This window comes from Nitrospira sp., from assembly GCA_016873435.1.
Lineage (GTDB): Bacteria > Nitrospirota > Nitrospiria > Nitrospirales > Nitrospiraceae > VGXF01.
This window is the reverse complement of sequence record VGXF01000012.1, coordinates 26139-45225: the sequence shown is the minus strand read 5'-3', so window position 1 is coordinate 45225 and position 19087 is coordinate 26139. Positions and strand designations below refer to the sequence as shown.

General features: G+C 61.1%; 19 protein-coding genes. 7 read left to right on the top strand and 12 right to left on the bottom strand.

Features of this window, described 5'->3' with window-relative positions; genetic code table 11:
- Positions 1-265 (bottom strand): hypothetical protein (locus FJ248_07665; GenBank protein ID MBM4120757.1); only part of this gene is annotated, 265 nt, incomplete at its 3' end.
- 61 nt (positions 266-326) lie between these two features.
- On the opposite strand from FJ248_07665, the gene FJ248_07660 reads away from it, so the two are divergent.
- Positions 327-965 (top strand): hypothetical protein, encoded by a 639-nt coding sequence (locus FJ248_07660; GenBank protein ID MBM4120756.1) that lies wholly within the window; start codon positions 327-329, stop codon positions 963-965.
- A gap of 54 nt (positions 966-1019) precedes the next feature.
- On the opposite strand, the gene FJ248_07655 is transcribed toward FJ248_07660, so the two are convergent.
- Both FJ248_07655 and FJ248_07650 read right to left on the bottom strand, forming a co-directional pair.
- The gene (locus tag FJ248_07655) at positions 1020-2246 is read right to left on the bottom strand and encodes an amidohydrolase family protein (protein MBM4120755.1); all 1227 of its coding nucleotides are present in this window, start codon (positions 2244-2246) and stop codon (positions 1020-1022) included.
- Positions 2243-2890 carry a DUF3365 domain-containing protein gene (locus tag FJ248_07650; protein MBM4120754.1) on the bottom strand — a complete coding sequence of 216 codons (648 nt, stop codon included), beginning with the start codon at positions 2888-2890 and terminating at the stop codon, positions 2243-2245. Before FJ248_07650 ends, FJ248_07655 begins: the two co-directional genes overlap by 4 nt.
- 73 nt (positions 2891-2963) lie before the next feature.
- On the opposite strand from FJ248_07650, the gene FJ248_07645 reads away from it, so the two are divergent.
- The 5 genes from FJ248_07645 (at position 2964) to FJ248_07625 (ending at position 7708) form a co-directional block, all read left to right on the top strand.
- Positions 2964-4445: a CPBP family intramembrane metalloprotease gene (locus FJ248_07645; GenBank protein MBM4120753.1), complete on the top strand. Its 1482-nt coding sequence runs from the start codon at positions 2964-2966 to the stop codon at positions 4443-4445.
- 396 nt (positions 4446-4841) lie between these two features.
- A complete protein-coding gene (locus FJ248_07640; GenBank protein MBM4120752.1) occupies positions 4842-5705 on the top strand; it encodes a 50S ribosomal protein L11 methyltransferase in 864 nt (287 codons plus the stop codon).
- Positions 5702-6169 carry an MOSC domain-containing protein gene (locus FJ248_07635; GenBank protein ID MBM4120751.1) on the top strand — a complete coding sequence of 156 codons (468 nt, stop codon included), beginning with the start codon at positions 5702-5704 and terminating at the stop codon, positions 6167-6169. The genes FJ248_07640 and FJ248_07635 overlap by 4 nt, the downstream gene beginning before the upstream one ends.
- 58 nt (positions 6170-6227) lie before the next feature.
- Positions 6228-6887, top strand: a complete 660-nt coding sequence (locus FJ248_07630; GenBank protein MBM4120750.1) for a class I SAM-dependent methyltransferase — start codon at positions 6228-6230, stop codon at positions 6885-6887.
- Positions 6887-7708, top strand: a complete 822-nt coding sequence (locus tag FJ248_07625; GenBank protein MBM4120749.1) for a formylglycine-generating enzyme family protein — start codon at positions 6887-6889, stop codon at positions 7706-7708. Before FJ248_07630 ends, FJ248_07625 begins: the two co-directional genes overlap by 1 nt.
- A gap of 55 nt (positions 7709-7763) precedes the next feature.
- On the opposite strand, the gene FJ248_07620 is transcribed toward FJ248_07625, so the two are convergent.
- Genes FJ248_07620 through thiD form a run of 4 tightly spaced genes read right to left on the bottom strand, consistent with a single transcriptional unit; the run spans position 7764 to position 11087 of the window.
- Complete coding sequence (locus tag FJ248_07620) at positions 7764-8222, bottom strand: hypothetical protein (GenBank protein ID MBM4120748.1); 459 nt, start codon at positions 8220-8222, stop codon at positions 7764-7766.
- Complete coding sequence (locus FJ248_07615) at positions 8219-8992, bottom strand: alpha/beta hydrolase (GenBank protein ID MBM4120747.1); 774 nt, start codon at positions 8990-8992, stop codon at positions 8219-8221. The genes FJ248_07620 and FJ248_07615 overlap by 4 nt, the downstream gene beginning before the upstream one ends.
- A gap of 15 nt (positions 8993-9007) precedes the next feature.
- Positions 9008-10264 (bottom strand): hypothetical protein, encoded by a 1257-nt coding sequence (locus FJ248_07610; GenBank protein ID MBM4120746.1) that lies wholly within the window; start codon positions 10262-10264, stop codon positions 9008-9010.
- 25 nt (positions 10265-10289) lie between these two features.
- The gene (gene thiD / locus FJ248_07605; GenBank protein ID MBM4120745.1) at positions 10290-11087 is read right to left on the bottom strand and encodes a bifunctional hydroxymethylpyrimidine kinase/phosphomethylpyrimidine kinase; all 798 of its coding nucleotides are present in this window, start codon (positions 11085-11087) and stop codon (positions 10290-10292) included.
- Between the two features lie 564 nt (positions 11088-11651).
- Between thiD and FJ248_07600 the strand changes: the two genes are divergently transcribed.
- On the top strand, positions 11652-12389 hold the full coding sequence (locus tag FJ248_07600; protein ID MBM4120744.1) for a hypothetical protein: 738 nt from the start codon (positions 11652-11654) through the stop codon (positions 12387-12389).
- A gap of 357 nt (positions 12390-12746) precedes the next feature.
- Here FJ248_07600 and FJ248_07595 read toward each other — a convergent pair whose 3' ends face one another.
- The 5 genes from FJ248_07595 to accC all read right to left on the bottom strand — a co-directional run bounded on the left by FJ248_07595 (position 12747) and on the right by accC (position 18918).
- Positions 12747-13001 carry a hypothetical protein gene (locus FJ248_07595; GenBank protein MBM4120743.1) on the bottom strand — a complete coding sequence of 85 codons (255 nt, stop codon included), beginning with the start codon at positions 12999-13001 and terminating at the stop codon, positions 12747-12749.
- A 331-nt stretch (positions 13002-13332) separates the two neighbouring features.
- The gene (tenA, locus tag FJ248_07590; GenBank protein ID MBM4120742.1) at positions 13333-14001 is read right to left on the bottom strand and encodes a thiaminase II; all 669 of its coding nucleotides are present in this window, start codon (positions 13999-14001) and stop codon (positions 13333-13335) included.
- Between the two features lie 69 nt (positions 14002-14070).
- On the bottom strand, positions 14071-15459 hold the full coding sequence (locus FJ248_07585; GenBank protein ID MBM4120741.1) for a Si-specific NAD(P)(+) transhydrogenase: 1389 nt from the start codon (positions 15457-15459) through the stop codon (positions 14071-14073).
- A 61-nt stretch (positions 15460-15520) separates the two neighbouring features.
- Entirely contained in the window at positions 15521-17422 is a 1902-nt protein-coding gene (gene oadA, locus FJ248_07580; GenBank protein MBM4120740.1) for an oxaloacetate decarboxylase subunit alpha, read from the bottom strand.
- Positions 17423-17499: 77 nt separating this feature from the next.
- Complete coding sequence (accC, locus tag FJ248_07575; GenBank protein MBM4120739.1) at positions 17500-18918, bottom strand: acetyl-CoA carboxylase biotin carboxylase subunit; 1419 nt, start codon at positions 18916-18918, stop codon at positions 17500-17502.
- Between the last annotated feature and the right edge of the window lie 169 nt (positions 18919-19087).

The window sequence follows — 19087 nt, the reverse complement described above, 5'->3', positions numbered from 1 at the left end:
CATGCGGCCCGCCGCTGACGACCGTGGCGAGACCGAGCGAGTTGAACCAGTTGGTAACAGAGAGTCCGGACCGCAGCTCGTCCGCAGTGCCGACCTGCCGACCGTTGAAATCGGGTCCGCTCAGCCGGGCGACGTCCTTAACCATGCTCGCGCCGGACACCGGCGCCAGCCGTGCAGTGAGCGAATTTCCCTCTTCGGTCTGGGCCTGAAGGTCAGCGGCCAGCAGGGCCAGCAGGATGGACAGACACACAAGAATGCGGACCATCGCATTGAGAGCTGTATCAGATTCTCGTGAAGTCAATGCACATCTGGTATCATGCCGCCTCATGAGGCGAAAGGATTTTTACGACACCCTCGGCGTGGCATACGATGTTTCCGACGAGGAGATCAAAAAGGCTTACCGGAAGCTCGTCTTCCAGTACCATCCGGACCGCAACCCCGGCAGTGCAACGGCCGAGGAGAAAATCCGGGAGATCAACGAAGCCTACGAGATCGTCGGCGATCCCGAGAAACGCCGGTCCTACGACCGCCTACGGTTTGGCGACGAAGTGCGGGCGGAGACGCCCGACTTGGGGCTCATCCTCCAGCAGATGGAGGAGAAGCTGTTCGAGGAGGGGCGCAAGGAACTGTTTGCCCTGCTCATCAGGGACACGAAGCGGATCAAGGCGGAACTGTCGGTCCTGCGTACGCGGACTGTCAAGGCGCAGGGCTACGATACGTTCAAGGCGGAGATTGTCCGCGAGCGGGCGAAGGAGCTGCTGCCAGAATTCGTCACAGCCGAAATGGAGATGCGGGCCGAGCGCCTGTGCGATGTGGCGGTGCAGATGATGGTCTCACAGGGCGTCGTTAAGAAGGACGACGCGACGGCCGTCAATTCGATGCACCAGCATTTCAAGGAGGTCTTCCAAAACGGCCGCCTCACTGGGATCGGCTCGGCGATGGAGTTGCTGTATGAACGGAGTTAAGTATGAACGATGCACCGCGGAGGGAATTTTACTTCATCGTGCTGCAGGCATCGGTCACAGTTTAGAAAGCGGTCCTGCAACGAACCTTCCATTTTGCATCACGCCGGCAAGCCCTTTTCTGTCTTGCAAGAGTGTAATCGTCGAGAGGGGGTTGCCCTTGACCAGTATCAGGTCGGCCAGCTTGCCCGGCTCGATCGTGCCGACCTGATCTGCAACCCCGATCAGCGCTGCCGCCGATGCTGTCGAGGCGATGATCGCCTCCATTGGTGTCATACCCAGCGCGACCATCCGTTCTAATTCCTGCGCGTTCTCGCCGTGGTAATTGAACGGCGTCCCCGCATCCGTTCCCATCGCGATCGCGATGCCCGCCTTATGCGCCATCTTGAAACTGGTCTTGTGGCGCGACACCATGGCCGTGGCTTTCTCAACGGCAGTTTTCGGCGCGCCGCACGACAGGCCGCAGGCAGCGGTGGTGGCCAGGGCCGAGAGGGTCGGGACCATGTATGCGCCATGACGCTTCATCAGGCCGGCCGCTTCGTCGTCCATGAGCGTGGCGTGTTCGATTGAATGGGCACCGGCCTGGATCGCGTTCTTGATGCCCTGCGCGCTGTGCGCGTGGGCGGCCACGCGCCGGTTGGCCTGCCGCGCGATGCGCATGCCCGCCGAGAGTTCCTCCGGCGTCATCTGCGCGGCATCTGGCGACGTACCCGGCGTGAGGACGCCGCCGGAGGCAATGAACTTGATGACCTCGGCGCCGGCGGCGATTTGCTCGCGGACGGCGGCGGCCACGGCTTCGGGTCCGTCAGCCTCCTGGCCGATGAAGCGGGCGTGGCCTCCGGTCATGCAGATGACTCTTCCCGCGGCGGCGATGCGCGGACCGGGCAGCAGTCCATCGGTGATGGCACGTTTGAGCTGGAACACGGCATGGTCACGGAAGCCCACGTCACGCACGGTTGTGAAACCGGCTTCCAGCGTCTGCTTCGCATAGCGCGCAGCCTTCAGCAGGGTCAGCGCTGGATCGTCCCCCTGCACGGTCTTGACCACGTCGGCATCCCCGCCCAGGCACAGGTGCACGTGGCAGTCCATGAGGCCCGGTAGCAGCGTGAGCCCGCGGCCGTCGATGCGCGTGACGTCGCGTGGGATGGACGGCGATTTCGCGTCGTCCACGGTTGCGATGCGGTCGCCCTTGATCACAACGGTCGCCCGTGGCCAAGTCCGTCCAAGTCCGTCCACCACGCGCACGTGCTGGATGGCATAGCCCGCCTTCGTCATGACGGTCATGATTCGTTGATCGGAATCGTGATGATGAGGCCGCCCATCACGTCGTTGAGCCGGTAGTCTTTTTTCGAGCTGTTGCTATGGGCGTTGTGGCAAGTGACGCAGGCTTCCGAGAAGGCCTTGTCGGCATAGATGGCCTTAAAGTATCGGTTGCGACCTTCGCTGACGAACCCAGTGTAGGGTTGATTGGGAGTTTTGGTTACAGCTTCAAGTCCCTTGCGCTCGAAATCATTGGCCGGCGCGTTCCACACATAGATGGGCGTGAGGCTGGCCAAACGGTATTTGATGCCCAGATTGGTCTGGGCCACGAGACGTCCGCTTTCGAGGACCATCTGCGCAGGCAGCGGCAGGGCCTTCTGCTGCTTCCAGTGTTCCTCAGCATGCACACCCTTGGCCTCCAGAGGGTCGATGACTTTGGTCGTGTAGACGGTGCGCTGCGCTTCGATGACGGCGTGGAGATAGTCGGCCACCACTTGAGGCGCCAGCGTCGGGGGTTTCTCCTGCGCGGCTTTCCATTCATTGAGCCACCAGAAGAAGCCTCCTGCGATTAGACCGATCGTCAGGCAGGCCAGGGCCCATTTTAGCAGCCGATATCCGGCGCGTTCGTAACGGCGGTCGGTGAGGGGGCGGTCTTCCTGCTGGTTCATAGCATCAACAGTATACAGAAGCGGGGGGGGGCCGTTCCACTTCGATGTCGAGGGGGCAGAGGGGCCGTTTGGGATGCTATACTGCGCAGCCTTGGAGACCGATTTTTCACAAACGCCTGCGCCCGCACCGGCAGCCCAATTCCCTCTTCAGCCGTCGCAGCCGCTCTGGCCGAGGCTGGTGACGGGCCTGGCCGCCCTCGTGCTGGCTGGTGGCATCCTCATGCTGGCTGGGCTGGTGCTCTCCACGCCGCGTCTCCAGCGCGTTGCCGATCCGGACCGGGCCCTCTCCCTCATCGTCAATCGCACAATGGATCTGGACTATGCAATCGCGCAGACCCCCCTTTGGGAGCATCTGTTCTACGAGGCGACGACCGGATGGGCAGACGATCAGGCCCAGGCGATCGAATGGTATGAGGAGCTGGCAGTGGAATCCGGCAAACCACTCTCGCAGGCCTATCTGGCAATTCTTGAGGGTGAAGCGGGCCGGATCGATCTCGTCGAGGACAAGATCGCGGGCTGGACCCAGTTGCCGGATCCCTTCCCGGTCTACGCGCGTCTGTTGGGAGCCGCTTATTTACACGATGACACGCTGGCACCGGACGAAGCGCGTGCGTTGCGGGACGAGCTGGAGAGCACGATTCCACTCGGATGGTTTGGGGATCGGTTGGCGCTGAGCCTCGCCACGCGCGCGGGCAATCAGAAGTGGCTCACAGAAGTCCAGGGTGGGCTGGCGGAGCGCAGCGACCGGCTGCTCGTGCGCGCGCGCCTGCTGCTGGGACTGGATCTGGGGCTGATACTGCTGGGCGTGGCGTTGTTGGGGTGGGTGTTGGCGCGCGCGCACTCGCGGGAAGAAACGTGGGGCGTCGGCGAGGCCATGATGCCGCCGCCCTGGCCCGGCTCGGCCGGCGCAACGGTACTGATTCGTGGCGGCGCCCTGTGGATCGGGCTACTGCTGAGCATTCTGTCGATCGGTCCCCCATCGTTCCGTCTATTCGCCATGCCGCTGACCTATCTGCCACTGTTGCTGCTGGCGCGACGCGATTTGATGGAACCGGCTGGACTGGGTTTGCGGGCGGGCGTCGGGTGGATACCCCGGCGGGGCCGCTGGGGCCGGTGCTGGCGGCTGGTGGCTATCGTCTCGGCCACTGGATTGCTGGTCGAATGGCTGGTTACGATGATCACGCAGCCGATGGGACTCGGCAGCCACTGGACGGAGGGGTTCGATGAGGCGCTGGTCTGGGGAGATGGAATGGAGCTGGCCACCAGCCTGGTCGAAACGATCGTCTTCGCGCCGGTGTTCGAGGAAATCGTCTTCCGCGGACTCTTTTTTGCCACGCTGCGCCGGCGGTTCGGATTCGTCGCCTCGGCGTTGATTAGCGCATCGGTGTTTGCCGTCGCGCACGGCTACGGGTTGCTGGGGTTCATCAGCGTGCTCTGGAGCGGACTACTGTGGGCCTGGGTCTACGAGCGGAGCGGGAGCATCCTGCCGGGAATCCTCGCGCATATGGTGAACAATGCCAGCGTGTGCCTCTCCATTATTTTAATGCTGCGCTAAAAGCAGCCTGGCCCGGCGGACGCACGCCCGACGGGCCGAGCCGACAAGAATCCATTAGTTTAGTTCGCGCGTCGCGCGCTCAGGTGATCGCGCGCCACTCGCATCTCGGCCCGCGTCGTCTGGTCCTTCTTGACCAGGCCGCCCTCGAACTACGACTTGCCGGACGTGGTGCCGGTGATGGTCGATGTCGTATTGGGGGTGCCTTCGGCATACCCTTGAACGTGTAGGCCGCCAGCGCCCGCATCGCGCGAAGAATACATCGTAGCCATGTCTTCATGTGAGGGTCTCGGTCGCGAGTCCCCGGAACGGCAGCAACTCAGGAAGGCCGATGGGGCCTGTCAAGTTGGGGATGGTCCCCTCTGAACCGGCTTGGTACAATGCCCGTCACGTGATCGTATGGCGCAGAACTGGATCGAAGTGCGATGGACGGGATCAGCGGATGCCGGCGAGGTGCTCGGTCTGCTGGGCGATCCCGCTGTCTCCGGTGCATGGCAAGAGAACGGGGCGGTGCGGCTCTACTGGCCGGCAGATCGGTGGAGTCCAGACCGGCTGGCTGTGCTCAAGCGGGTGTTGAGTCTGTGCGGAGACACGTCAGTATCCATTACCGTGGATCAGGTGCCCGCACAGGACTGGAACAAGCAGTGGGCGAAGTCGGTCACCCCCATTCGCATCGGCCGGCGCATTGTGCTTCGCCCGAGCTGGCAGCGCATGGAACTGCAATCTGGTGACATCGAACTGGTGCTTGATCCCAAGCAGGCCTTTGGCACCGGCCACCATGCCACGACGGCGATGCTGCTTGAGTGGCTGGAGGACTGCATTCACGGCGGCGAGCGAGTGTTGGACGTCGGTACTGGCAGCGGCATTCTAGCCATGGTGGCGTTGAAGCTGGGCGCGAAGGCTGCCATAGGCATCGACAATGATCCGGTCGCCATCGACTGTGCGCGAGACTATGCGACGGACAATCGGTTCGGTCCCGAACTTGATTTGCGGGTCGCCACGCTGGACGCGCTGGGATCGCATCCGTTTGATCTGATTCTGGCCAATCTTGACCGGCCCACGCTGCTGGAGGCAGGGCGGTTATTCGAGCCGCTGCTCGCGCACGGCGCGCGTGTGCTTGTGTCGGGTGTCCTGCTGGAAGACCGGTCCGAGATCGCCGGAGTGTTTTCAGAAGCGGGCGGCGTAATCGTCGCGTCGAAAGAACGGGCTGGCTGGCTGGCAGTGCAAATCCTCAAGCCGGACTCATGTGACGGAGGTGTATGACGAATCCGCATTTACATCAAATCAGCGTATCCACTGGCGGTGTCCCCAAACGCGCGGTACCAAGGGCCCGTGTCACCAAGCACGGCGTAGAAGGCGACCGGCAACGGAATCTCGAAGTTCACGGGGGGCCGGACCGCGCGATCTGTCTTTATGCGCTGGAACTGATCGAAGCGCTTCGGAAGGAGGGCCATTCGATCGCGCCGGGGTCAGCCGGAGAGAATTTCACGATTGCCGGACTCGTCTGGAAGCATGTCGAGCCGGGAACCAAATTGCGCGTGGGGGACGAGGTGCGGGTGGAAGTCCTGAGTTACACGGCGCCGTGCAAACACAACGCCTGCTGGTTTAAGGACGGCGATTTCTCGCGCATCGCGCAAAAATCCCATCCGGGTTGGAGCCGTGTCTACGCGAAGGTGCTGGCTGAAGGAACCGTCAAGCAGGGCGATCCGGTGGTGGTGGAAGCGTGAAGCAAGACTCTTCCTTAACGTGTGACGAGATACGCATCACGTGCTTCGAGGAACGAAAATGAAGCGCGTCCTCGAGCCTGAGCTGATGGATGATGACGAGCAGGCGTCTGCCTATGCCAAGGCTGACTTTGACGAAGAGAACCAGGCTTTTGTCAACCTGTTCCGCGAGTATTTCCCAAACTTTTCTGAAGGCCACGTACTCGATCTGGGCTGCGGGCCGGCCAATATTCCAATCCGTTTTGTGAAAGCCCTACCGAAGTGCCGCGTAACGGCGGTGGACGCCTCGCTGCCGATGATCAAGCTGGCCGAGGCGGCAGTCAGAGAGGCCGGTCTGGCTGCGCAGATTGCGTTGAAGTGCGAGCGGATACAGGCGCTGACACTGGCCGAACGGGCTGATGCGGTGCTCTCCAATTCGCTCCTGCATCACATTCCCAATCCCTTGCAGTTCTGGCATGGCCTCAAGACGCAGGTCAAGCCGGGCGCCTGCGTGCTGGTCATGGATCTGGTGCGTCCCGAATCACCGGAGGCCGCACAGGCCATTGTGAATCGCTATGCCGCTACTGAGCTGGCGATTTTGCGGCGAGACTTTTACAATTCGCTTCTAGCCGCCTTCACCGAAGACGAAGTGGCAGCGCAGTTGGCTGAGATGAATCTGTCGCGGCTCTTGATCGACGTGATTGATGATCGCCACTGGGTCGTTGGGGGCACGATTCTCTGATGGGCCGTGGGTGGCCAGCCGTACTGATTGTCTGTGTGGCGTGCCTTCCCATTTCAGTCGACGCGCAGATCAACAAGCTCCGCAAGCAGAAAAACGAGGCGACCGTGCGGGGTGATGATACGTCGATGGCCGCCATTCCCGCCGGTGAATTTTCAATGGGGTTGGACGGTGTGGCTGCGCTCGAAGATGAACGGCCGCGCCACAAAGTCCATCTTGATGCCTATTCAATGGATGTGTATGAAGTCACCGTGGCCCGCTATGCCCGGTTTCTTGCAGCCACGCATCGCGACCCGCCAGCGTATTGGGAGACGGTCAAATTGGTTGAGCATGGCGATCGACCAGTGATTGGCGTGGATTGGGAGGACGCGCAGGCCTATTGCCACTGGGCCGGCAAGCGTCTGCCGACAGAAGCGGAATGGGAAAAGGCTGCGCGCGGGACCGATGAGCGGCCCTATCCGTGGGGCGTGCAGAAGCCGGCATCGGACCTCGCCAACCATGGGCTCGGGGCCCGGTTCAGCTACGAGCAGGTTCTTCAGCCGGTGGGTACCTACGAGAAGGGGAAAAGTCCCTACGGTCTCTTCGACATGGGCGGAAACGTCTGGGAATGGACGCAGGACTGGTACGAGGGCAATTATTACGAGAAAAGCCCGAAGAAAAATCCATCAGGCCCTGAGCTGGGCCAGTTCAAAGTCCTGCGCGGCGGGTCCTGGTCGGACATGGCCAAATATATGCTGACGTACGGCCGCTTTAAACTTCCACCGGGTACGCGCAACAGTTACACGGGCTTCCGCTGTGCCAGGCCGGTGACGGGTGATCCGTGAGGCGTGATGCAGTGGGAGGGGCGTCTCGTCTACCCCCCTCAACACTCATCACGGGTTACATTCTTAAGAGTACTGCCGCGATGACCAGCACGGTGAGGGTCATCAGCATGGCCAGGTAAACGGTCACGCTGCGGTCAGCCTGCCAGTCGGTCTGCCAGTTTTCCGGATAGAGCGATTTGCCTTGCAGAAAGAGTCCTTCGTCGTAGAGCCCCAGCAGCCGTTCGATTTCGATCAGTGCTTCCTTGGCCATGCGGTGGCGGTCACGCTGCTGGAGCACCAGATAGGCAAAGAGGCTGGAGAAGAGTGCCACGCCGGTGGACGCAAAGAGGACCGTGGTGAAGGCGGGGCGGTCGGAGCCGGGCGCGGTTAGCATCGTAATCAGCAGGAGCACGAGGAACGAGCAGGCGAAGGCGGTGAGCTTCATCATCTGTTCGCGTCGCCGGTAGACCTCGGCCTTGTAAGACGGATAGAGGGCCTTGAGCACTTCGATCTGTTCGTCGCGCAGGTTATTCATGTAAGGTGTTGCACTATCCAGTCGGCCAACAAACCCGTCATCGTTTTGAAATCGTCCCCTTTGGTAAAGCCGTGGTCAGCACCCGGCAGTACTTCCAGTTGCCGCTTGCCTTGCAGGAGGCCCATGAGTTGTTGGCTTTGATGGAGCGGCACCAGTTCGTCCCGTTCGCCCTGCACGATCAACGTGGGGATGCGGATCGAGGCAGCGGCCGTGTAGCCGTCGTGGGTGAGTGCGTTCTCATAAAAAGCATAGTGCAGCGAGAGGGGTTTCGAGCCGCCGGTCACGTCAGGGATTTCGTTATGCGCTTTCCAGTGCACCATGCCGGCTTCACCGAACTCCAAGCGCAGGACCTCGGGAAAGTCCACCACGGGGCATTTCAGTCCGAGGCACCTGATGTTCGGACGTTGTGCGGCGGCGAGGGTCGACACTAGTCCACCGAAGCTGGAGCCGACCATGCCAATTTTGTTGTACCCATTGGCGGCCAGCCAGTCGAGCGCAGCGAGTGCCTGATTGATGGCCGCGTCCACAGTGATGTTCGCGAAGGGGCCGTCGCTCTCGCCGTGGCCAAAAAAATCATACCGCAGGGTTGCTAGGCCCCGTTCGGTCAGGGTGCGCGTGAGTGTCTTGTTCGTCGTGCTGTTTTTGTTGGTGAGAAATCCGTGCGAGAGCAGGACGACGTGGTCGGTCTTGCCTTCCGGGATCGTCAGCAGGGCCGCAACGCGGCGATTGCCGTTGGCGGTAAAGCAAACTGGCGTCTCCTGGACAGGCATGGGGGCGCCTCTCTGCTAGTCTTCCGGCTTGACGAGGAGAAGCTGCACGACGTTGCCGACGAACAGCGCCAGCCCCGTCGCCAGCAGCAGTGCGCCGGCCCAGGCGACATAGGCCACCGGTGGCGAGCTAAGCGGATACTGCCAGACAAGGGCGGCGACGACAACGAGGCTCATCGCGCCGGTGCTGATCGTGCAGAGCTGAATCGGATTCCCCCGCGCGGCCAGGGCCGTCAGCGTCGCCTCGTAGGGACCACGCTTCTTGTTGCTGGGCGCGCGTTCGTCGGCCAGCAGGCGCGGCAGTAGGTTGATCAGCGCGCCGAGAACGGACAGCAGCATGAAGCCGACGAACGCCAGGTGTGTGTAGGCCATCAGGTGCAGCGAGCCAAGGGGTACGTAGGGCGGCTGCCCCAGAGCGTTAGCGGAGACGCCGATTCCACAGACGCTGGCGACGACCAGAAAGAACGTCGCGATTAGGCTGAAATCCGTGCCGGCGCGGCCCGCCCGTCCCACACTCATCCAGGTCCGCGTGGTGTTATAACTGTAGCAAGCGGCGCCAGCCAGCATCAGTAGCCCGCCGGCGATCTGTACCCAGTGATCGCTCAACAGAAACCCGACGATCAGAGTCACAATGCCCGAGGGCAGCAGCGCAAAGGTCGTCTGGGCGACCCGCGTGCTGTGCAGGTTGGCGTTGACCCCGCCAGGGAACTGGGCGTGTATGGCGCCCACGATCATCAACAGCAGAAAGCCCTGCGTGAGGAAATGGATGTGTGCCAGTCGGCCCTGCCCGATGGAGTCGGGCGGTAGCAGGCGAAACGGGATAGCGGCGCCGGCCAGCAGGCCGATTGCTAGCGACGCCAGCGCCACACTGTAATACCACCAGCCCAGCGGGCCGCCGACCGCGCTAAGACGCAGCTGGCGGATAAGATCGTCCTTCAACGCGATGACCGCGCTGAGAAACAGCAGGCTGGACGCGCTCATCAATATCGCGTCCTCCCGCGTTTGTCCGGCCAGCAGGCCGATCGTCCCGAGATTGAGCGCGGCGAAGACGAGGGGCGCGGATGGGGCGCGGTCTCGTCCGGCCAGTAGGAGGCCCCCGACGATTTGCATCACGCCGCCAAGTAGGGCGCCGTGCGCGTGGAGCGGGCGCAGATGCTGCCCGTACCCCTGGCCCATCGTCATCCCAAGAAAGAGTAGCAGGCCGAGGGCGCAGGCGCCTGCGAGCCACAGCAGACCGGTCAGCAGAAACAGATGCGGATGGACGGTCGGTTTCATGCAGGCACCACAGATGGTCCGGGCATCACGGTGCCAGAAAATAAAAATGGTTCGTCGGCCCCTTGCCGTGGCCGATGGCCAGCCCGTGCCGGATTGCTTCCGTGAGATAAGTCTTGGCAAGGGGCACCGCCTCTGGCAGGGTGTGCCCCTTCGCCAGTTGCGCCGCGATGGCGGAGGCGAAGGTGCAGCCGGTGCCGTGGGTGTGGGGCGTCTCGATGAATTCCCCCTTGAACACGGTGAAGAACCGTCCGTCGTATAGCAGGTCGGTTCCGCGCTCGGAAAGCAAATGGCCCCCCTTGATCAGCACGTTCTTGCAGCCCAGCGTGTGGAGTGCCTTGGCCGCCTGTCGTGCGTCGGCGAGGGTGGTGATTTTCAGGCCGGATAGTTGTTCCGCTTCGTACACGTTCGGGGTAATGACGAGCGCCAGCGGGATCAACTCAGTCCGCAGCGCCTCCACAGCATCTGGCTTGAGGAGCGCGTGGCCGCTTTTGGAGATCATGACCGGGTCCACGACGAGGGTGGCGATGCGCTGTTGCGCGAGCGCCCTGGCCACGACACGGACGATGTCTGCAGAGGAGAGCATGCCGGTCTTGACCGCAGCGACGTCGAAGTCGTCGAACACGGCGTCCAGTTGCGACGCCACGATCGAGGCGGGCAGTGCGAAGACGTCCGTGACCGCCTCAGTGTTCTGTGCGGTGATGGCCGTCAGCACGGACATGGCGAAGACGCCGTTGGCCGACATCGCCTTGATGTCCGCCTGGATGCCGGCGCCGCCGCCGGAATCCGAGCCGGCAATGGTCAGAACCTGTTTGAGCGTCGTCATGGAGTGTCGTGTAGTAGCGCCGGCTCTTTGAACAGGAAGCGTTCCGCCAGCCGTCCGACAGCATAGCTCAGCGGCATCAGGACCAGCAAATAGATCGGTAGACTGGGACGATCCACGCTGTCAGGCCAGCACGGCGGCGTTCTTCAATTCACGCCAACTATACCAGATGAAAACGCAATGTGCGGTACATATCTTCCCGGGTGTGCTATGCTAAACCCGCGTGTTTGTTCTGTCCGCCGTCGGGCAGGGGGTTTTCAAGCCGAAGGAGGCAGTATTAAACCATTTACGACCGCAGCCGTCGTCGTCTGTTTGCTCGTGGCCGCCCTAGATCTTGTCCGCAGTGCACGGGGCTGGATGGTGATCGTTGGCGAATCCGTCGGGGCTCTCGGTGGGATGTCCATTCCGCTGTGGGTGAGCTATACTGGCGCCGTGCTTCCGGCCGTGCTTGCCGTCATGCTGTGGTTGGAGTCGCGAGAAGATCCCAGGCCCGCAGGAGAGGGACCGTCATTGAGAAGCTCGATGTGGTGGCGGCCGGCGCTCATAAATCATTTCAGATTTCGCACGGTGGCCCTCGTTGTCGCGCTGGGCGCGATTGGCACCGGCGCCGATGCCTTTCCTGTCAGTAAGGCTGCCTGGTCCGACGCGCAATGGGAGCAGCACTGCCGGAACGTCAGGACCAGCTATAATCCCTCCGGGCCTCTCGACATCAAAACTCTGACCGTGAAGCCGGACGACCCGCGGTTCTTGGATTTTCTCTACTGGGTCTGGGCCAACAAAATTATTGAGCACCAGGTGGAGCAGATCGGCGGCACCGAATGGAAGGGGCCGACACACGGTGTCATCTTCCATTGGGCGCCGGGGTCCCGCTGGGAAACCCACACGGTCGTACCCTTCGAGCACGCCATCCATCATATTGCCGACGAGCACAACTGGCGGGACTTGATGTTCAAAGACTTTTTCGAACCATTCGGCCCCGTCGCGGGCGTGAACATCAAGGAACGGCTTTCCTTCGACAAGCCACCTACGTGGGCACAGTTTCTCAAACACATCGGCGGGCCACGCAGCCCCTACTATCGCTATGTGTTCCACCAGGAGAGCACGATTGACCCGGTCAGACGTATCGTGACGCTGGTGGGCGGGCAGGGCGTGGCCTTCGAATACTCCTTTGAGCGTTATCTGGTCGAAATCAAGGAAGTCGTTACAGACTGCAAAGCCTACCAGTTTTTTGAGCTCTACGATCGGTATGGAGCGGGCTTCGCCTCCAAGCCCGGATGGGCCGGGCAGCCTCTTCACAAGCCGTGAACTGAACGTGTGCCCACCGGGGGCTCAGCGAGGGACGAGGTGAGATGACTGCGTCCGGGTGTTCGCCCTGAAAAGCTCTTGGCCTCGCTCTCATTGTTCTTGCCGCGTTACAAAGTTGCGCCTAGTGGTCCGTCGGGCACGATAGGTTTCCTCAAACGGTCACGCAGTCGCGGGCCTGTTGCACGTTGTCCGATGGATCTCTCGAGTAGGAGGCGTTGGCGAACGCGGCCGCAACGATTACATGCGACGCCGGACGGCCGACGGTCCGTCCGAGGCGCAGTACTTCACCAGGCAACTGTTTACCGCCTTCGGCACCCTCGTCGGCGAGGGCCGCGCTGTGGGAAGCCGCTGGCCGATCTATCCGCGCTTAATTTTCAGAAGGACGATCCCGGCCTGTAAGAGCAGCGTCACCGCGTTAGCCAAAATGACCGGTGCCGAATCAATCCAGATTCCGTAGATCAACCACAAGAGCACACCCGTGCTGAACGTGACCAGCATTCCCCACGACAGATCTCCAGTGGATTTCGATTTCCACGCCTTGATCAACTGCGGGATGAAGGCCACGGTGGTCAACGTTCCGGCCAGAAACCCTAATGTCATTGCTCCGTCCATCGATCCAGTCATGTCCTAATCAAGGTCGGCATATTTCTAGGCCGCGAGCATTGCTCCGATCAGTCCTGTTGAGTGACCACATCCTTACTCTTTCTAAGATTGCAGACATCGCGCACGATCTGGAGGGTTGCAATTAGGAGCGTGCTACCCTTAGTGCAGAGCATGTGTTGTGCGCTACTTGAAGCGTAACTCTGGTGATCGGGATGGGAGCGCACAGACGGCAGTATGTACCAACTTGCATTCGCACGAGAGCCTGAAGCCCCCATTCATATGCGCGCGCTCAGCGAGCACGAAAGCGAAACCACGCCTTAATGCTCCAGCACCCGCTGAGTTAGATGGGCCATTCCTCCTCTGAAAATGCCATATCCCAGAACAACCACTCGTAGCGCGAACTGATCACAAACGCTTCTTCCATTCGTGCCCGCTCGGACTTGCTTGCGTCTTTCGCCCACTGATCCACCTTCCTTCTCATCCACGTCTGCACTTCCGCAAACTCTGGTGACGCGTAGAGCATGAGCCAGTTGCGGTAGGGATGGTTCTTGGGCGGCGGGCCTTTCCGTAAGAGATGCTTGCCCACCACGCAGTAGATCCATGCGCAGGGGAGAGCGACGACGGTGATTTCACAAGCTGAGCCGGTTGCAGCGACGGCCAGCATATGTCGTGTGTAGGCGTAGGTGGTCGGCGCCATCGGAACGGAGGTCATCTGTGTTGGCGTCATCTTCCACTGCTGGCCGTAACTTTGGTGGAGACTGCGTTCGACGACGAGGGTTTCTTCCGCCAGTGTGAGGAACTTAAGTGCGGACTCCAAATCCAGCGCTTTTTGCGCGGCGGCGGAAAAGACGCGGGCGAGATCGCCGAGAAACCGCGCGTCCTGGAGGATGTAGTATTTGAATTTCCGCTCCGGCAGCGTGCCGTTGCCAAGTTGTTCGACAAAAGGATGTGTCAGCTGTGCGTCCCAGATCGGCTTGGCAATCTTCTTAAGGTGCTGACTAAACGACATGATGGGTGTAGCTACGCAGTAGGAATGATGAACGATGCAGTAACTGCTCCGACTAGTTTGTTCATCGTTCTAAGTGATTCCCAGGCGGTTGATGCCGTCGAGCGCTGCTGTGCGATAACACTCGGCCAGCGTCGGATAGTTGAAGACGTTGTGGACGAAGAAATCCACCTTGCCGCCGTAGGTGAGGACTGCCTGGCCGATGTGAATGAGCTCGGTGGCGCCCTCGCCAATGATATGAACGCCAAGCAGTTCCAGCGTGTCTCGGTGGAAGATGAGTTTCATGAGACCGTCCAGGTCGCCGAAAATCTGCCCCCGCGCGATTTCTTTGTAGTAGGCGCGGCCAACTTCGTAAGGCACGTTCGCTTTCGACAGTTCTTCCTCGCTCTTGCCGACTGTGGAAATTTCCGGGATTGTGTAAATACCATAGGGCATCATCGTCGGCAGTTTGGATAGTTCGACCTTGAAGGCGTGGCAGGCCGCGCGACGACCTTGCTCCATAGATGTGGAGGAGAGACCGGGAAAACCAATGACGTCGCCCGCTGCATAAATATGCGGGATGTCCGTCTGGTAGAACTCGTTGACCTTGATGAGCCCTGTTTGGTCGGTCGCGATCCCAACCGTGTGTAGATTGAGCGCCTCGACATTGGGGGAGCGGCCCATCGAGAACAACAGCATATCCGTGACGACGGTCTTGTTGCTCTTGAGCCTGGTGACGACGAGACCGCGTTCGTCAGTTTTTACATCCTGTGGCTCCTCGTTGAGTTTGACGGTCACGCCGTTGATCCGCATCTGATAGATGAGCGCCTGAATCACTTCCTGGTCCACGAAACGGAGCAGCTCGTTTCGACGGTCGATCAGCGTGACCTTCACACCAAAGGCGGAGAACATCGTCGCGTACTCGCAGCCGATCACCCCCCCGCCCAGCACGGCCATGGTCTTGGGGATCGTCTCGGCGTCCAAAATGCTGTCCGAGTCGAAGATGGTGGTGTTGTTAAACGCGATGATGGGTTCGTGGCGCGGGCGCGAGCCGGTGGCGATGACGATGAAGTCCGCGCTCAACTGCTCGTCAGAGCCCGGCTCTTTGAGGACGCGGATGGTGTGGGCATCTATAAACGAGCCGGTGCCGCGGACGATCTCCACGTCGTTGCGTTGGAGCTGGTTGGTGATGATGGCCAGCTCGTTTTTGATGACGTGTGCCTTGCGCGCCATGAGGTCGCGCAGCGTAAAGCTTTCCTTGAGCGACTCGGACAGATTGGTGAAGGCGCGGAGTTTGGCGCCGTGGAAATAGTAGATCGCGTCCTTGAGTGTCTTGCTGGGGAGCGTGGCGGTGTTGACGGAGGCGCCCCCGATCCATTCCTTCTCGATGATGGCCACGCGCTTGCGCAGCTTGGCGGCCTGGATCGCCGCCTTCTGGCCCGCAGGGCCGCTACCGAGGACGATAAGATCGTAGTGAGCCATCTGCTAGAGCACCCCCCGAGGCCACCGGAAACGCCATATTCATGGCCTGGCAACTGGGCGGTTATTCCAACTGGACGAGCGTTTCGTCCGGTTTCACGTCATCGCCGTCCTTCACGTAGAGCGCGGCGACGGTGCCAGGGATGGGGGCGGGGACGCGGTTTTCCATTTTCATCGCTTCGATGATCAGCACGGGATCGCCGGTCTTGACGGAGTCACCCTTGGCCACGAGTACCTTGACGACGCGACCGGGCATGGGTGAGGCGATATCGCCAGGCTTCCCGGGTTTAGGACGCTTAGACGAACTTTTTCCGCCGGCACCCGGCGCCTCCGGCGTGCCGGCCAGTACCTCCTGGATTGTCTCGAGCTGCACTTCCTCCAGCTTGTCGTTGATACGAATGTAATAGGGCTTGCGGCCGTCTGCCCTACGGCCGGAGCCCGACACCTGGACGTGGTAGGTCTCGCCGTGGACCGTGATGTTGAATTCGGCCGGAGCGAGATGCAGCTCGCGCGCGGCCCGCGGCCCCGCTTCCTCTAGCGGTACCAGGGCCTCCGGCTTGAGCGCCCCCTTCTCGCGTTGCTCGAAGAATTCCCGCGCGATCGCTGGGAAGAGCGCCAGCGAGACGACGTCTTCCGCCGACGCGGATTTGCCGGACAATTCTGTGACTGCAGCGGGGAGTTCCGGCTGCAGCCGGTCCGCCGGACGTCCCTTCACCGGCTGCTCGTTGCCGATGGCGCGTGCGGCGATCTCCTTGTTCACAGGGCCGGGCGCCTTCCCGTAAAGACCGAGGAAGTAATTTTTGGTCTCAGTCGTGATAACTTTGTAGCGCTCGCCAGTCAGCACGTTGAGCGTGGCCTGCGAGCCCACGATCTGGCTGCTCGGCGTGACCAGCGGCGGGTAGCCCATATCCTTCCGCACGCGCGGGACTTCGTCAAGCACGTCCTTCATCCGATCAAGCGCGTTCTGCTCCACGAGCTGGGCCGCGAGATTAGAGAGCATACCGCCCGGAATCTGCGAGGTGAGAATTTCTGCGTCTACGCCGGTGAAGTTGCTCTCAAACTGGTGATACTTTTTGCGCGCCTGCCGCAAGTGTTCGGCGACCGAGACAAACTTTGGTAAGTGCAGGCCGGTGTCGTAGGGCGTGCCGCGCAGTGCGGCAACGAGGGATTCCGTCGGGGGATGCGAGGTGCCTCCGGAAAGTGGCGACATGGCCGTATCAAGAATATCGAGCCCGCCTAGCACCGCCATGAGCGCGGACATGGAAGCCATACCCGAGGTGTAGTGCGAGTGCAATTGGATCGGCACGGTTACTGCCGCTTTGAGTTTCTTGATCAGCTGGTACGCATCCGCAGGCGCGAGCAGGCCCGCCATGTCCTTGACGCAGAGCGTGTCCGTGCCAAGATCCTCCATGCGCTTAGCCAGATCGACAAAATTGTCCAGTGTGTGGACAGGGCTTGTCGTGTAGCAGATCGTCGCCTGGACGTGCTTGCCCTGGTCCCGTACGCAGCGGACGGCATGTTCGATATTGCGGATATCGTTGAGCGCGTCAAAGATGCGGAAGACGTCGATCCCATTGTGCGCGGCGCGCTCAATGAACCGTTCCACCACGTCGTCGGCGTAGTGGCGGTAGCCCACGATGTTCTGCCCGCGCAGCAGCATCTGAAGTTTTGTATTGGGCATCGCCACCCGGAGCGCGCGCAACCGTTCCCACGGGTCTTCTTTTAAAAACCGCAGGCAGGTATCAAAGGTGGCGCCGCCCCAGACTTCCAGCGACCAGTAGCCGATTGCATCGAGCGCCTGCGCAGCGGGCAGCATGTCCTCGGTGCGCATACGCGTGGCGAGCAGCGACTGGTGGCCATCGCGCAGAGCGACGTCCGTGATCAGCAGTTTCTTCCCAGGCGCGGGCGTGACATCCAGGCCGAGTGTGTCCTTGGCCGCCTTCTTTGTAAGTTTGCGTGTCGCCATATATCCCGCCGTCTGTAGTATGACTGGTGAACGATGAAGTGCCGGTCAGTACGTCATGATTAAGCGCGCATCGCGACTCACAGTCCCTCGTAGGCGGCAATCGAGGCGGAGATCGCCAGTACCAGATCTTCCGGCTCCACATGGTCGTCGTAATTGAACACGTCCGGATGTGTGTCTAGATACGACGTGTCGAACTTGCCAGCGAGGAAGTCCGGCTCCTGCATGATCCGCTCCATGAAAGGAATTGTCGTCTTGAGCCCGCGCAGGACATATTCCTCAAGCGCACGGCGCATGCGGCTGACGGTCTCCTCCCACGTACGGCCGCGGACGGTGAGCTTGGCCAACAGGCCGTCGTAGTAGGGCGGCACGACGTAGTCCTTGTAGACCGCGCCGTCGATGCGGATGCCGATGCCGCCCGGCGAGAGGTAGGCCGTGACCTTGCCGGTGGCAGGGCGAAAATTATTTCGCGGGTCCTCGGCGTTGATGCGGCACTGGATCGCATGGCCCTGCAGCGTGACGTCCTTCTGCGTGATCTCCAGCGGCTTGCCCGCGGCAATCGTGATCTGCGCGCGGACGATATCCACGGCGGTGATCTGCTCAGTGATCGTGTGCTCGACCTGGATGCGCGGATTCATCTCAATAAAATAGTGCTGGCCCGTCTGATCGAGCAGAAATTCCACCGTGCCCGCGTTGTCGTAGTCCACCGCTCTGGCGATCTTCGTGGCGTCCTCGCCCATCTTCGCCCGCAGTTGCGGCGTGAGAACCAGCGACGGAGCAAGTTCAATCAATTTTTGATGGCGACGCTGGATAGAGCAGTCGCGCTCGCCGAGATGGACGATGTGTCCGTACTTGTCCGCAAGAATCTGGAACTCGATGTGATGCGGCCGTTCGATGTATTTTTCGAGAAACACGCTGCCGTCGCCAAAGGCGGCCTGCGCTTCGCGCGACGCAACATCCATGTTCGTGCGCAGTTCCTGATCGGAGCGCGCAACGCGCAGCCCGCGTCCGCCACCGCCCGCGGCGGCTTTGATCATGATCGGGTAGCCCGCAGTTTTTGCGAAGGCCAGTGCGTCATCGACGTTGGTCACGCCCCGCTCCGTGCCCGGGACAATCGGCACACCGACCTGCTGTGCGAGATTGCGCGCTTGAATCTTGTCGCCCATTAACTGGATGGCCTTCGGCGAGGGGCCGATGAACGTGATATCGGAAGCCTGGCAGAGGCGTGCGAAGGCGGCGTTCTCGGAGAGAAAGCCGTAACCCGGGTGGATCGCGTCGGCACTGATACGTTTGGCCAGATCGACGATCTGCGGGCCATCCAGAAAACCCTTCACAGGGCCGGGGCCAACCAGATGGGATTCGTCGGCTTTTTTGACGTAGATGCCCGTGGGATCGGCGTCGGAATAGATGGCGGCGGTGGCGATGTTGAGTTCGCGGCAGGCGCGAATGACGCGCATGGCGATTTCGCCTCGGTTGGCCACGAGAATCTTCTTAAACATCGCGGAGTTTAGCTCCCTCAGAGGTGCGGCCTTAGGCCCAAAAAGTCTGAGTAAGGTAGCACAGGGGATTCGATGGTGTCGAGGGACGGAGCAGAGGGGTGTGAGGCGTACAACGAAAGGCGCCAGAGGAAGCGGCCACTTCCCTTTACGCCGCACCCTGCACGCCTCA